The organism is Thiorhodococcus drewsii AZ1 (assembly GCF_000224065.1).
Taxonomy (GTDB): Bacteria; Pseudomonadota; Gammaproteobacteria; order Chromatiales; family Chromatiaceae; genus Imhoffiella; species Imhoffiella drewsii.
Genome location: NZ_AFWT01000024.1, coordinates 19,478 through 33,174, shown reverse-complemented (window position 1 = coordinate 33,174; position 13,697 = coordinate 19,478). Strand labels below are relative to the sequence as shown.

The 13,697-nt window shown below is 61.9% G+C and carries 14 protein-coding genes; 7 read left to right on the top strand and 7 right to left on the bottom strand.

Going from position 1 to position 13,697, the window contains the following annotated elements:
- Positions 1 to 244 precede the first annotated feature (244 nt).
- The 3 genes from THIDRDRAFT_RS15670 to THIDRDRAFT_RS15660 are packed head-to-tail and all read left to right on the top strand — an operon-like array spanning position 245 to position 3,802.
- Entirely contained in the window at positions 245 to 1,489 is a 1,245-nt protein-coding gene (locus tag THIDRDRAFT_RS15670; RefSeq protein WP_007041858.1) for a paraquat-inducible protein A, read from the top strand.
- Positions 1,482 to 3,164 carry a PqiB family protein gene (locus tag THIDRDRAFT_RS15665; RefSeq protein ID WP_007041857.1) on the top strand — a complete coding sequence of 561 codons (1,683 nt, stop codon included), beginning with the start codon at positions 1,482 to 1,484 and terminating at the stop codon, positions 3,162 to 3,164. Before THIDRDRAFT_RS15670 ends, THIDRDRAFT_RS15665 begins: the two co-directional genes overlap by 8 nt.
- 2 nt (positions 3,165 to 3,166) lie before the next feature.
- Positions 3,167 to 3,802: a PqiC family protein gene (locus tag THIDRDRAFT_RS15660; RefSeq protein WP_007041856.1), complete on the top strand. Its 636-nt coding sequence runs from the start codon at positions 3,167 to 3,169 to the stop codon at positions 3,800 to 3,802.
- Here the strand turns inward: THIDRDRAFT_RS15660 and THIDRDRAFT_RS15655 are convergent.
- Positions 3,790 to 5,409, bottom strand: coding sequence for a methyl-accepting chemotaxis protein (locus THIDRDRAFT_RS15655; RefSeq protein WP_245535864.1), 1,620 nt, complete (start codon positions 5,407 to 5,409; stop codon positions 3,790 to 3,792). The genes THIDRDRAFT_RS15660 and THIDRDRAFT_RS15655 overlap by 13 nt on opposite strands.
- Before the next feature lie 592 nt (positions 5,410 to 6,001).
- Between THIDRDRAFT_RS15655 and THIDRDRAFT_RS15650 the strand changes: the two genes are divergently transcribed.
- On the top strand, positions 6,002 to 7,207 hold the full coding sequence (locus THIDRDRAFT_RS15650) for an ammonium transporter (protein ID WP_007041854.1): 1,206 nt from the start codon (positions 6,002 to 6,004) through the stop codon (positions 7,205 to 7,207).
- A 2-nt stretch (positions 7,208 to 7,209) separates the two neighbouring features.
- On the opposite strand, the gene THIDRDRAFT_RS15645 is transcribed toward THIDRDRAFT_RS15650, so the two are convergent.
- The 6 genes from THIDRDRAFT_RS15645 to THIDRDRAFT_RS15625 all read right to left on the bottom strand — a co-directional run bounded on the left by THIDRDRAFT_RS15645 (position 7,210) and on the right by THIDRDRAFT_RS15625 (position 11,288).
- Entirely contained in the window at positions 7,210 to 7,512 is a 303-nt protein-coding gene (locus THIDRDRAFT_RS15645; RefSeq protein ID WP_007041853.1) for a TusE/DsrC/DsvC family sulfur relay protein, read from the bottom strand.
- A gap of 78 nt (positions 7,513 to 7,590) precedes the next feature.
- Positions 7,591 to 8,373 (bottom strand): DUF3050 domain-containing protein, encoded by a 783-nt coding sequence (locus THIDRDRAFT_RS15640; protein ID WP_007041852.1) that lies wholly within the window; start codon positions 8,371 to 8,373, stop codon positions 7,591 to 7,593.
- Positions 8,374 to 8,481: 108 nt separating this feature from the next.
- Positions 8,482 to 9,432 carry an energy transducer TonB gene (locus tag THIDRDRAFT_RS24750; RefSeq protein ID WP_007041851.1) on the bottom strand — a complete coding sequence of 317 codons (951 nt, stop codon included), beginning with the start codon at positions 9,430 to 9,432 and terminating at the stop codon, positions 8,482 to 8,484.
- The gene (locus tag THIDRDRAFT_RS15635; RefSeq protein ID WP_007041850.1) at positions 9,429 to 9,803 is read right to left on the bottom strand and encodes a biopolymer transporter ExbD; all 375 of its coding nucleotides are present in this window, start codon (positions 9,801 to 9,803) and stop codon (positions 9,429 to 9,431) included. Before THIDRDRAFT_RS15635 ends, THIDRDRAFT_RS24750 begins: the two co-directional genes overlap by 4 nt.
- Positions 9,800 to 10,225, bottom strand: coding sequence for a TonB-system energizer ExbB (gene exbB / locus THIDRDRAFT_RS15630; protein WP_007041849.1), 426 nt, complete (start codon positions 10,223 to 10,225; stop codon positions 9,800 to 9,802). Before exbB ends, THIDRDRAFT_RS15635 begins: the two co-directional genes overlap by 4 nt.
- 331 nt (positions 10,226 to 10,556) lie before the next feature.
- On the bottom strand, positions 10,557 to 11,288 hold the full coding sequence (locus THIDRDRAFT_RS15625) for a hypothetical protein (protein WP_007041848.1): 732 nt from the start codon (positions 11,286 to 11,288) through the stop codon (positions 10,557 to 10,559).
- Positions 11,289 to 11,441: 153 nt separating this feature from the next.
- On the opposite strand from THIDRDRAFT_RS15625, the gene THIDRDRAFT_RS15620 reads away from it, so the two are divergent.
- The 3 genes from THIDRDRAFT_RS15620 to THIDRDRAFT_RS15610 are packed head-to-tail and all read left to right on the top strand — an operon-like array spanning position 11,442 to position 13,633.
- Positions 11,442 to 12,317, top strand: a complete 876-nt coding sequence (locus THIDRDRAFT_RS15620) for a PHP domain-containing protein (protein WP_007041847.1) — start codon at positions 11,442 to 11,444, stop codon at positions 12,315 to 12,317.
- Between the two features lie 21 nt (positions 12,318 to 12,338).
- A complete protein-coding gene (locus THIDRDRAFT_RS15615; protein ID WP_007041846.1) occupies positions 12,339 to 12,962 on the top strand; it encodes an L-threonylcarbamoyladenylate synthase in 624 nt (207 codons plus the stop codon).
- Positions 12,962 to 13,633 (top strand): site-2 protease family protein, encoded by a 672-nt coding sequence (locus tag THIDRDRAFT_RS15610; RefSeq protein WP_007041845.1) that lies wholly within the window; start codon positions 12,962 to 12,964, stop codon positions 13,631 to 13,633. The genes THIDRDRAFT_RS15615 and THIDRDRAFT_RS15610 overlap by 1 nt, the downstream gene beginning before the upstream one ends.
- The last annotated feature ends 64 nt before the right edge of the window (positions 13,634 to 13,697 follow it).

Here is a 13,697-nt window from a genome sequence, read left to right as displayed (position 1 = left end):
GTGCGATGAGGCGGTTTTGTCTGCATCGTCAGGCCCGGACCGAGGATCGTCAGCGGGTGATGGATACGCTAGGAAGATGTGCGATTATGCGCTCTTTGCGCCCTTTTGTGCAGTCGCAGCAAAATAGGTGAGGACATCGATCCTGGGGTGGACTCCGGCCCTCCTCGGGAGGCGTCCCGCGCTCGGCTGTCATGCGTCTGTCTTTTCACGCCTCTGTGTGCGCGTCGTCCCGGATGTTTGATCCATGAACCGAGATGCCTTGACCGAATGTCTCGAATGCGGTCTGTTGCAGCGCAATCCGGCGCTTCCTCCGGGCGGGACGGCGGTGTGCGTGCGTTGCGGCAATGTGCTGCATCGCGATCGTCCCGACAGCATCAATCGGACCCTGGCCCTGACGATCGCCGGTATCGTGCTTTTCGTCATCGCCAACGCCTTTCCCTTCCTCGCGTTTGAGATGCGAGGGCAGGAGACGCAGACGACCCTGATGACCGGTGTCATGGATCTCTGGCGGGGCGGAAATGTCTTCATCGCCGCCGTCGTCTTTTTCACCAGTGTCCTTGCGCCCGGATTGCAGCTGGTCCTTTTGCTCGTGGTACTGGTGCCGCTGATGCTGGAGCGCGTGCCGCCCTGGCTTCCGAGACTGTTTCGCTGGGTGCGCACGCTCACGCCTTGGGGGATGATGGATGTCTTCATGGTCGGGATTCTGGTCTCGGTGGTGAAGCTGTCGGAGATGGCGACCATGGTGCCCGGGGCCGCGCTGTTCGCCTTCGGGGCGCTCATCCTGGTTCTGGCGGGCGCCCAGTCGGCGCTGGATCCGGATCAGGTCTGGTCGCGCGTGCCGTTGGCGCGTGGGCCCTCGAAACCGCCGTGTGCGGGCGACGGTCATCTGGCATGCGACGTCTGCGAACTGGTGATGTCTCGCGAATCGGCGCTATGGGACGGGCGTCATCTGCGCTGTCCGCGCTGCACCGATGTGCTGCACGCCCGCAAGCCGCGCAGTCTGCAGCACACCTGGGCATTGGTCATGGCGGCGATCGCCTTCTATATCCCGGCCAATCTGCTGCCCATCATGACGGTGACCTCGCTCGGTCAGAGCCAGTCGGATACCATCTTGAGCGGGGTCATCTTTCTCTTCGAGCACGGGATGTGGCCTCTGGCCGTCATCGTTTTCATCGCCAGCATCTTCGTTCCGATGCTGAAGCTCCTGATCCTCCTGTCGCTACTGCTCTCGGTGCAATTGGGCTGGCGCTGGAGTCCACGGGAGCGGACCCGGCTCTACCGGATCACCGAGGCGATCGGACGCTGGTCGATGGTCGATATCTATGTGGTCACCATCCTGGTCGCGTTGGTGCGTCTCGGTAATCTGGCCTCGGTCCAAGCCGAAGCGGGGGCCGTTTATTTCTGTGCCGTGGTCATGCTGACGATGCTCGCGGCGATGTCATTCGATCCCAGGTTGATCTGGGACGGTTTGGAGCGAAAGCATGTCTGAGACCCCGGGCGGTCGAAGCGCGACGAATGAAGACGGGACGGGCGCCGACGCCATGCCGCAGGCGGTCGTCAGGCCGCCCAGTCGCCTGTCCCTGGTCTGGCTGATCCCCTTGATCGCCGTGGCGGTTGGTGCCTGGCTGGCGGTCAAGACGCTGAGCGAGCGGGGGCCGACGGTCACCATCGAGTTCAAGACCGCGTCCGGGCTGTCGGCCGGACAGACCAAGGTCAAGTTCAAGGATGTGGATGTCGGTCAGGTCACGGCGATCGACGTGGGCGCGGATCTCAAGACGGTGATCGTGACCGCCGAACTCAAACATGGCTTTGCCGAGCATCTGAGCGAGAACACCCGTTTCTGGGTCGAGCGTCCAAGAGTCAGCGCGAGCGGGATCTCGGGTCTGGATACCCTCTTGTCTGGCGTATTCATCGCCATGGACCCTGGCGAGAAGGGGCGTGATCGACGGCGCTTCAAGGGCTTGGAGGAACCGCCGCTGTTCAGCACGGCCGAGCCCGGTACCCAGTTCGTGCTGCGCTCGCCTACCCTCGGGTCGCTCAACATCGGCTCGCCCGTCTATTACCGCCAGATTCAGGTCGGTCAGGTCGTCGGTTATTCGCTCGATGCGGACGGACGCGCGGTGAGCATCGAGGTCTTCGTGTCCTCGCCCCACGATGCGCTGGTGTCCGGGAATACCCGGTTCTGGAACGCCAGTGGGATCGATTTCTCCATGTCGGGCGCCGGATTTAGTGTCGATACCCAGTCGCTTCTTTCGGTTGTGATCGGTGGCGTCGGATTCGATACGCCAGAGACTATCGGTTCGGTGACCTCAGGCAGTCCCGTGCCGGAGAATTTTCCGCTCTATGCAAGCCGTGAGGCGGCCCATGCCAAGACCTATTCGCGCAAAGAGCGGTATCTGCTGTTCTTCGAGGGTTCGGTGCGTGGACTTGTCATCGGCGCACCCGTTTTGCTCAAGGGGATCGACATCGGCAAGGTGTTGGATATCCAACTGCAGTACAGCGTCGAGAATCTGGCCTTTCAGATTCCGGTGCTGGTCGAGGTGGAGCCGGATCGCATTGCGATCCGAGGCGATTCGACCGCACTGGAGGGCGTCAATCTGGTCGACCGCCTGGTGTCGGGCGGTCTGCGGGGCCAGCTCAAGTTCGATAGCCTGCTGACCGGCGATCTCTATGTGGACCTCGATGTCTATCCGGACGCCCCTGCCGCGACGGTGGCCAAGTACGGCGGCTACGATGTGATCCCGACCATCCCGACGCCGCTGGAGGCGCTGACCACTAAGGTCACGGATATCCTCGGCAAGCTGGATGCGATTCCGGTGGATCAGATCGGGCGCGATCTCGCCTCTGCTGCGTCCGGTGCCAACGCGCTGGTCAATTCTCCGGAACTCAAACAGACGCTCGACGAGCTACAGGGCACGCTGGCACAGGTGCGCGGGACGGCGGAGCAGCTCAATCTCAAGATCGCGCCTGAACTCGCCAAGACCTTGGAGGAGGGGACGCGCGCGTTGGAACGGGCCGGGTCGATGCTCTCGACGACCTCGTCCTTCCACTCGGACATGCAGCGCATGTTCCAGGAGGTCTCGGCGGCCGCACGCTCGGTGCGGGTCATGGCCGACTATCTGGAGCGGCATCCGGATGCATTGTTGAAAGGTAAGGGGAGGTGAGGATGAGACGCTGGATTCGGGCTGAATGGATGTCGATCGGTTGTCTCGCGGCGCTGCTGCTCGGCTGTGCGAGCACCCCGCCGTCGAGCTTCTATACGCTGACCCCGCTGTCGCCCGATGCCGTCGACGGCAAGGTCTCTGGGCCTGAATTGAGCGTGGGGCTCGGCCCCGTGTCCTTTCCGGTGTTTCTCGATCGCCCGCAGATCGTGGAGCGCGAGGGCGGTCATCGTCTTACGATCGACGAATTCCACCGCTGGGGTGGAACCCTGCAGGACGATTTCCTGCGCGTCTGGAGCGAAAACCTGGCCCTGTTGCTCGGAACCAGTCGCATCCTGGTGTTCCCGAGCGATATTCGCTATCCGCTCGACTTCCGAGTCGCTGCCGAGGTTCTGGCGTTCGAAGGGACTCGGGGCGGCGATGCCGTGCTGAAGGTGCGCTGGTTCGTCCTGGCCCCAGATGTCGACCGGGTGCTCCTGGTCCGGGAGGATGTCTATCGGCGCCCCTGGGATAGCTCGAGCGATCCGGGCGCATCGATCGCGGCGCTGAGCGGTGCTTTGGCCGACTTCAGCCGGGATGTGGCCGCGGCGCTGCGTACGCTGCCGCGCCCCGTCGAGCCGGTTCAGGATCAGGCGCGATAACCGATCCGGCATCCGCCCCAGTGGCGACCCCGGATATAGACCGGTGCCGAGATGTCGTGGACGATCTCGCCGGTGTCGCGACGATAGGTCTGGATCAGGAATGAGAGCTCGTGCGCGCCGCACTGACGCCCGACCGGGTCGTCGAAGATGCGCTTGGTGCGATTGTGGATCAAATCGATGGCCGGCTTGCCGGTCAACGGCTGCGCGAAGCGTCGGTTGTGGGTCGGCACATATCCCTTGCGGTCGCAGCCGATGACATAGACGAGCGCCGGCTCCCGATCGAGGATGGGTTCTTGGATCGGAGGGAAAAGCCTGTCCGTCAGGTGATCGAAGCCGGTGGTGAACTTTTTCGGCTCGGTATCGGGAATCGGTGTGTAGCTGGGCTCGAAGAGCGCCTGCTCTTCGACATGTCCTTGGTCCAGTGCCTGTTCGAGTGTCTTGCCGAGCGCGGCGGCGGCTTGCTGGACGATGTCGGGCATCCGTTTATGGATGGCGATGGCTTCCGCACCCGTATCGCCCAACTTGAAGACCTTGCTGATCTCATGGAGATTCGCGGCCAGGCTCTCCAGCTCTTGAGCCTCCTGCAGGGTTTCGGCTGCGCCGGATGCATTGCGTTCGACCATGGACATGATCTCGTGGACCGCGCCGACCACCTGCTCGCTCTCGCGTCCCTGCTCGGTGATCACGGCGGCGATCTCGTCGACCCGTTCCATGGTTTCCTGCGCGCCCCGGTTGATGTGGTCGAGCGAATCCGCAGCCTGACGGGCCAGGGTGGCGCCGCTGTCTGCTTGCTCGCTGCCCTGACGGATCGAGGCGATCGCGGTTTGGGTCTCCTGTTGGATGGCGGCGATCATGGGGGCGATCTCGCTGGTCGATGTCGCGGTGCGCTCGGCAAGGCTTCTCACCTCATCCGCGACCACGGCGAATCCGCGCCCCTGCTCGCCGGCGCGGGCCGCCTCGATCGCGGCGTTGAGCGCGAGCAGATTGGTCTGCTCGGCGATCTCGCGGATGACGCTCACGATTCCGCCGATCGCTTGGGAGCGCTCGCCGAGCGCGGCGATCACCTGCGCCGATCCCTCCACGGAGCGCGCGATGCGCTCGATCTCGCTGGATGCCTCAGCAGCGGTATGCGTTCCCTCCTGTGAGAGGTCGTGGGCATTCTGGGCGTTCTCGGCGGTTCGGCTGGCGTGCTCGGCGGCCGCGTTGACGCTCGTGGTCATGCGTTCGATCCGCTCGACTAGATTGCCCGACGTTTCGCGTTGGGCGTTGGATCCGTCGGCGACGACGCGGGCATGCTTGGCGAGTGCGTCCGCCGTCGCCGCGACCCGTTCGGCGTCGAAGATGACCTTGCCCATGATGCCCTGAAAGCTCTCGATCAGGGCGTTGAAGAGCAAGGCCGAGCGGGCTGTAGGACCTTTGATCTCGGGTACGCGGCGCGACAGATCTCCGTCCGCGTGCATGTGCGACAGCGTGCTTTCGAGTCCGCGCAGCGCCTGGCCCAGGGTTTTCTTGAGCAGCCATGTGGTGATCGCGGCGATCGCGACGCCGAGTATCAGATGTGATGCAAGACTGGGATAGAGACCACCCTCTCCGAGAGTTGCCGCCAAAAAACCACCTAGGCCCGCGAGGATGCCGACCAACGTTCCGATTAACCAAAAGCCCATAGTGTTTGCATCATCGCCCTCGGGCAACGTCTCCTTGAATCTAAGGTGGGTTTGGAGTCCGCCGATCGATCGACGTCCGCTGGCCGTTCAGCGATGGCCGTGTCGGATTATTCGCAGATTTCCATGTTCTTGCTGTATTTATTCTGAATCTGTGATGCGGTCCTCGTCATCCCGTGGGAGACCGAAACCCGCCTGTTGTCGTTCGAGTGGCATCCCGATTTGCAGCCTGTCGTGACTGATAATGGTGCGCGTTTGATGCTTCGTGATCCATGATGGTGCCTCTTGTTGGTGCCTGAGTCGCAATAGTGGTGCTTTGGAGTCGTGCGGTCAGGGGCCGGAAGTCATCGAGTCATGGCCCGTCACTGCAGACCGAATAGCGCCCAACTCATTAATCGCTAGGGACGGTTTTCACCTGTTTGGTGCATACATGAGGTGTCGTGTCAGGTTTCGGAGCATGGATGTCTCGATCCCCAATGATAATTGGCCTGATACCTGCTTATGGCATGCACCAAAATTGTTCGCATGAGAGTTGTCGATGGAGTCACTGCAGGCAGGTACAGACGTCTTGTTCATTCTGGTCGGCGCCGTGATGGTGCTGGCTATGCACGCTGGGTTTGCGTTCCTTGAGGTCGGGACGGTTCGGGCTAAAAATCAGGTCAACGCGCTCTCGAAAATCATGAGCGACTTCGCGATCTCGACCATCGCCTATTTTTTCGTCGGATATAGCTTGGCGTACGGGGTCGACTTCTTTTCGGGCGCGGCTGCACTGCAGGATAAGAGTGGCTACGCGCTGGTGAAGTTCTTCTTCCTGTTGACCTTCGCGGCGGCCATTCCGGCGATCATCTCGGGCGGGATCGCGGAGCGTGCGCGCTTCTATCCCCAATTGCTCGCGTCCTTTCTGATCGTCGGTTTCCTCTATCCGCTGTTCGAGGGCATGACCTGGAACGGTAATCTGGGGATGCAGGCAATGATCGAGCGATTGTTCGGCGCCCCTTTCCATGATTTCGCCGGCTCGGTGGTGGTGCATGCCGTCGGTGGTTGGATCGCGCTTGCCGCTGTGCTCCTGCTTGGGCCACGGATTGGGCGCTACCGCAAGGATGGCAGCATCATGGCCCATCCGCCGTCCTCCATTCCCTTTCTGTCGCTCGGCGCCTGGACCCTAACCGTGGGCTGGTTCGGATTCAACGTGATGTCGGCGCAGACCGTTGGGGCCGTCAATGGCCTGGTGGCGGTCAATTCGTTGATGGCTATGGTGGGCGGAATTCTGGCGGCGATGGTTGCCGGCAAGAACGACCCCGGCTTCCTGCATAACGGACCGCTTGCCGGTCTGGTGGCCGTGTGCGCGGGCTCGGATCTGATGCATCCGATCGGCGCCTTGATTACCGGAGCGATCGCGGGCGGGCTCTTCGTCTACGCCTTCACCTTGACTCAGAACAAATGGCGTATCGATGACGTGCTGGGCGTTTGGCCGCTGCACGGTCTCTGTGGGCTTTGGGGGGGCATCGCCGCAGGCATTTTCGGGTTGAAGGCGCTCGGCGGTGTCGGTGGCGTGAGCTTCCTTGCTCAGCTCGCCGGTAGTCTGATCGGCGTCGTTTTGGCCTTCGTCGGTGGCGGGTTGGTCTATGGCCTTATCAAGATGCTGATCGGGATGCGTCTGAGCGAGGAGGAGGAGTACAACGGCGCCGATCTCAGCATCCACAAGATCACCGCGCAGCCCGACTACAATCGCGGCGAGGTCTGATCCTAAACGCAGCCGGTCGGTTTCGGTAGGCCGCCCCATTTGCAGATCAGCTTCATGGGGCCTTTCTTGAAGATGTCGTAGAGATCTTTGGTGGAGACCTTCTGCTTCTTGGCGAAGATGCGAATGGGCGGAACCACCCCATTCTCCTCGTACATGGAACGTGCTTCGCGGATGAAGGTCATCACCTGATCGGTCATCTCGAAGTCGTCGGCCTTGGCGAGCTCGATCGCGACCTCCTCGCTCCAGTCGTCGCGATCGAGCAGAAATCCTTCATTGTCCAGGGGTACGGCTAGCTCTGCGTTCATGTCTTCTCGCCTCATCGGTTGTTCGATTTCCGTGTGCAAAACAACTTGGGGCGAGAAAAAACATGTCAAGTCGGTTGGTTATTCGGGGCGATGTGACGACGCGATCGACTCCAGTACCCCGTCCCAGAAGCGGATACGGGCGCAGATCGCCTCTTCCGCCGCCGTTTCCGCCTCTTCGATGCGCTCGGGGTCGTCGGCACAGAGTCGTTCCAGCAGCTTCATCGACAGAGGGCCGTGGAAGTCCTGGTCCAGATGGATGTGTCGGTTCAGATAGGCATGGAAGGTTGGGGCCTGTTCGGGGGTGATCCCCATGCGTTCCAGGAAACGTCGAAACATCTCCGGGATCAGATTCTCGCGCCCGAGCGCGAGCGCAGCCGCCGCCATATGCGGCTTGTCCGCGCGGATGAAGCCGAATGTCGTTTCGCTGAAGTAGCGCGCCGGGCTAGGGACCTGATCCGAATAGAGCGCCTTGTCCACGCCCTGTGCGGCGACCTCGTCGAGAAAGCGTCGCGGCATCTCCGCATCCGCGCCAATCTCACGCATGGCCTGGCAGTAGAACTCGAAATGGCTGGCGTAATGGAGTTCGCCGTCGGGAAGCGGGATGGCATCCGACTCCTCCTCCAGTACCAGTTGATTGATGAAATATCGCAGGTCGGGATCCTCGGTCGGTATCCAGGGTACCCGGACCGGGGCGATGGAGGATTGGAGGTATTTGATTAGGGACATAAAGTCCCAGACCGAGAAGACATGATGGTGCATGAAGATTCGCAGGTCCTCAACGCGCTCGATCGCCCCGTAGATCGCATGATTGGCGAGTTGATCCTGCAGTGGGCGCAGATGTTCAAGGTCGAGTGATGCCATATTCGTGTCCTCGTTATTAAGAATTTCAGCGGATGCTAAACCAAATGATACTCAAGGTCCTTCGTGTCGGTGCATTTTGGTGCGCCGGTCGTTCGCGTCGGTGCGATCTCATTGGAGGTTGAAACGAATCGGAACTTGGAGTGCCCAGGTTGTGCGGTCCAATTCGGTCGGAATCGGCTTGAAGCGTCCGAGCCGGCGCATGGCGTCGATTGCGGCCCGATCGATCGATGAATGCCCTGAACTCCTAACGATACGGATCTGACCGATGCGTCCGTTCGCCTGAATGACGAAGGCCAGGGTCGTTGTTCCCGTTTGCTGGCGGCGTCTGGCGCTGGCTGGATAGCGTTGCTGGCGCGAGATCGCACGTTGAAGCGCGGACAGATAGGCGCGCTCGGATGCCTGTTGGCGTGCCTTCGACGCCCCTGATGATTGTCCACCGCCGTTGCGATTTCCGCCCGTCGAGCCTTGGGCGCGCGATCCGCTGTCCCTTGAAGCCCCGTGGTCGAGTGTGCGTTTGGTCTTTGCTGGGGCCGGAGTGGGTGGTGCTGCCTTCCGCGCCTTTGGCTTCGGTGTTGGCTTGGGCGGTCGTTTCGTTGTCTTGTGTGCCGTCTTGGCAGGTGCCTTGTCGTGATGTGTCTTCGTGCTCCGGCGTTCCGTTTTGGGTTCCAGGGGGCGGGGAGCTGGGGTCGGCTGGATCTTGGGTGCGGCCGTTGGCGCCGCTGGGGTTGGGGGGAGGGCTGGAGTCTCTGGACGCTCGGTGCTCGAATCCGTTGGCTCGGGCTCGGGCTCGGGCTCGGGCTCGGGTGTCGTTGCTGCGTCGTGCGCGGTTGCTGGAGACGGCTGGGCGCTGGGCGTTGCGGCGCTCGCCGGGACGTCCGCTGCGGCAGGCTCGGCGGCAGCGAACATACCAAGCTCGATCGGGACGACCGTTTCGCCTCGATGTGGCGCATCGGCTGGCGTACCGAATCGCAAGAGCGCGGCGGCTCCGGCCGCGTGCAGCACTGCGGAGCATGCAATTCCGGCCCAGATACAGCGTCGGCAGTTCTGGACTCGGCTCATGACTTGCGGGTCAGGATGGTCAGGCGCTCCAGCTTGCGGGTCTTGAGCTGATCGACGACGGCGACGAAGCGCTCGAAACGGGTGGCCGCGTCGACGCGCAGAACGATGGGGGTCGATGTTTCCAGCCCGTCTAGCGCCGTGGCGAGCCGCTCCTCGGTGACGGGCTCCGCATCCAGATAAAAGGCGCCGTCGGCGTCGATCGCGATCTCGACGGAGTGTGGTGGAGGCGCGTCGGCCGGGTTCGTCGATGTGGGCAGTCGGATCTCCATGCGCCCATCGCTGATGAAGGTGGCCGTCGTCAGCACGATGGCGAGCAGCACCAGCATGATGTCGATGAATGGCAGGACATTGATCTGATCGATGCGTTTCATGGGCGCTTCACCCGGCGCCAGCGCGCCTTGAGCGATTCGGTTCGGCGCAGCAGTGCGTTGTAGAAGACGAGCGATGGAATGGCGACGACCAGGCCCAGTGCGGTGGCCTTGAGCGCCAGGGCTAGTCCCATCATCATGGCTGCAGTTTCGATCTCGCCCGCGCGACCGATATCGTAGAAGGCGATGAGAATGCCCAGCACGGTTCCGAGCAGTCCGATATAGGGTGCGTTGGCTCCGATGGTGGCGATGGTGGTGAGGTTGCGAGTGAGTGCCAGTTCCAGATCCTCCGCGTCCTCGAATGCGGCCAGGTCCACACGGGCGAAATAGAGAAATCGTTCGATGACGAATGCGATCATGACGAAACTCATCAACCCCAGTAGGCCCATCACCCCCAGGTCCAGATTGGACTTCAGGAACTCCACGCGAATCTCTCCTCGGTCGATGCCGTTCGTGTCTTGTTTGTTATGAATCCGGCCACTTTATGGGCATTCCCGGACGCGTCGATCCCTGTCCCGCACCCCCTGCAGTATGCACTCTACCCGATCCGCTTCAATCTGGGTCGCATCGACTCCATGCCGTGTCGACGTGTTCTTGAGGTGGGTCTGTGCGTGTCTGATGCACGGTCGATGGTTCAGGGGCAGGCAAGGAGCGTCCGCGCCGCACTGAGCGGGCCATCTGAATGCTTGGCCAGTCGCTGACCTGGCAGCGGAGTTGAATCCGTCAGGCGCTCGGGGCCTATCGGTGTAGAGTCGCTCAGTGCAGCCGCTGTCTGCTGCAACAGCGTTCGAAATAGTGCTGCATGACCTGTCGAATCTGGTCGGGGTAGTCCAGCGCCTCCATCTGCCCCATGCCCTCGCGGAAGAAGTCGGGTGCCTCGTCGCCAAGATGCTCGACGACGTCATCGAAGGCCGTCTCCATCAGGGCGGGTTGATAGCTGCGGGTGGCGACGATGGCGCGGTTGAGGATGAGGATGCGCCACGGCTGTGTCGTGGCTGGCTCGGGATCAGGACCCACCCCCTCCATGAGTTCGGTCATGAGGCCGAACAGCTCGGTCAGTTCCTCCGGATCCTTCGCTTGATTGGCGAGAATGGCAGCGGCATTGATCGCGGGTTCGGGACGAATGAGTTCGGTGCCGTGCCGAATCATCCAGCAGCTGAAGGTTAGGGCGAGTTGGTCGAGCGCGCGCACCGATTGCGGTAGCCCCAGTCGTCTGGCGAGGTCTGACAGATCATGGAGCAGATCGAGACCATGATCGAGCAGCGCCTCCGGCTCCGAGCCGGTGAGTGTCCTTAGCGCCTGCGCCGAGGCGGTTGGTGTGGGCCGTTCCCCGGTCCGCAGGATATCGAGCAATCGGTCGAGTCCGTTGAGAAGGACCTGTGGGGTCGGTTCAGGTTGGGGGGAGGTCTCCTCGAAGAGGCGCTGGATCTCCTCGCCCTGTTCGGATATTTGGTCTGCGATGTAACTGATATCGATTGGTGGCAGCATAGCGGTCGGTCATCCCTCGATGAACTCGGCGGGCGAGTCGCGCACCCTAATGGTGCCTCTCGGACCTTGCATCTTGGAAGGATAGCAACCAGATTGGTCTTCGTCTTGCTTATCAGCATCACGCGATGCCGCGCCTTCAGTTAAACTATCCCGATGACCGCGATTCCCGATCTACATACCCATTCCACCGCTTCCGACGGCACTCTGTCGCCGACGGATCTCGTGGCGCGCGCGGCCTCGGCTGGCGTGAGGGTTTTGGCGCTCACCGATCACGACACCACGGCCGGTCTCGAGGAGGCGCGCCGTGAGGCGAACGCCCAAGGGATCGTGCTCGTATCGGGGGTCGAGATCTCAGTGACCTGGGGCGAACGGACCATCCATGTCGTGGGATTGGGTGTCGATCCGGAGAATGCCGCTTTGCAGCAGGGCCTTGCGGGTTTGCTCGAATACCGTAGCTGGCGTGCCGAAGAGATCGGACGCCGCCTTGCCAAGCAGGGCATTGAAGGCGCTTACGAAGGGGCTCGGGCGCTGTCGAACGGGACTCTGATCGGTCGCACCCATTTCGCCCGGTTTTTGGTCGATCGCCGTCTCGCTAAAGACACGGCCGATGTCTTCAAGCACTTTCTCACCACGGGCAAGCCCGGATATGTGGCGGGTCGCTGGGCCAGTTTGGAGGCCACAGTCGGTTGGATTCGCGAGGCGGGTGGACAGGCGGTTGTCGCCCATCCTGCGCGCTATGGTATGACCCGGACTCGGGTGCAGCGTCTGCTCGGCGAGTTCCGTGAGCACGGCGGTGTCGGGGTCGAGGTGGTCACCGGCAGTCATTCGCGCGACGATGCCTTCACCTTTGCTCGACATGCCCGCGAGCAGCGTCTGCTCGCCTCGGCGGGCTCGGACTATCACGGGCCCATCTATCCCTGGCTCGAACTGGGGCGCTTGCCGTCGCTTCCCGAGGGCTGCACCCCCATCTGGCATGACTGGCCCGAGATGGTGAATGAGATCGCCGCCCATCGGACCGCTGCTGTCTGACCCTTTACTTCACGTCAACCCATGGCCCAATTCTTTCAGATTCATCCCGAGAATCCGCAGCCCCGGCTGATCCGTCGCGCGGTCGAAATCCTCTTGGAGGGTGGCGTCATCGTCTACCCAACCGACTCCTCCTACGCGCTGGGCTGCCAGATCGGGGAGAAATCGGCGATGGAGCGTATCCGGCGTATCCGCCGGGTCGACGACAAGCATTATTTCACCCTGGTGTGCCGAGACCTCTCAGAGATCACCACCTATGCCAAGGTCGACAATCAGGCGTTTCGGCTACTGAAGACGCTCACGCCTGGACCCTATACCTTCATCCACGAGGCGACCAAGCAGGTGCCGCGCCGTCTGCAGCATCCCAAGCGCAAGGCGATCGGTCTGCGGGTGCCGGACAACCCGATCTGCCGCGCGCTCCTGAGCGAACTGGATCAGCCGATTTTGAGCACCACCCTGATCTTGCCGGATGACGAGCTGCCGATGACGGATCCCTATGATATGCGCGAGATCCTGGACAAGCATCTGGAGTTGGTGATCGACGGCGGTTTCTGCGGCCTGGAGCCGACCACCGTGATCGATATGATCTCCGATCCGCCCGCATTGATTCGCCGCGGCAAGGGCGATGCTAGTCTTATCGAGGAATGATGAACGCACTCAACCATTTGCAGCTTCTGGCTGTGCTCGCCGTCCCCGTCCTCTTTGCCATCACGGTGCATGAGGCGGCACACGGCTGGGTCGCCAATCGCCTGGGCGATCGCACGGCCTTCATGCTCGGGCGCGTCACCTTCAATCCGTTGCGTCATGTGGATCCGGTCGGGACCATTCTGGTGCCGACGGTCACCTTCCTGCTCGCCGGTTTCCTCTTTGGCTGGGCCAAGCCGGTCCCGGTCAATTGGCGCAATCTCGGCCATCCGCGCCGGGATATGGCGCTGGTTGCGGTTGCCGGCCCAGGGGCGAATCTGCTGATGGGGTTGGCCTGGGGGCTGGCGATCCAGCTCGGACTGCTGCTGATGCCCTTCAGTCAGTGGATTGCCTTGCCGCTGATCTATACAGGGGCCTCCGGTGTCCTTATCAATGTTTTTCTCATGGTGCTGAATCTTTTTCCTTTGCTGCCGCTCGACGGCGGACGGATACTGAACGCACTCCTGCCTCCTCGGGTTGCCTACTATTTCTCGCGACTCGAGCCCTTTGGGCTCATCGTCCTCCTGGCCCTGCTCGCCACCGGATTGCTGGGGGCGATCTTGATGCCGCTGGCGGTCCTGGCGATCGATCTGCTGCCGGGCTCAGAGATCGTGAAGGAACTGTTTCTTGCCTGAAGTCTTCTCGGCCTGAATGCGTTCGGGTCCGAACTTTTTCCAGTCTGACGCGAGGACGTCCATC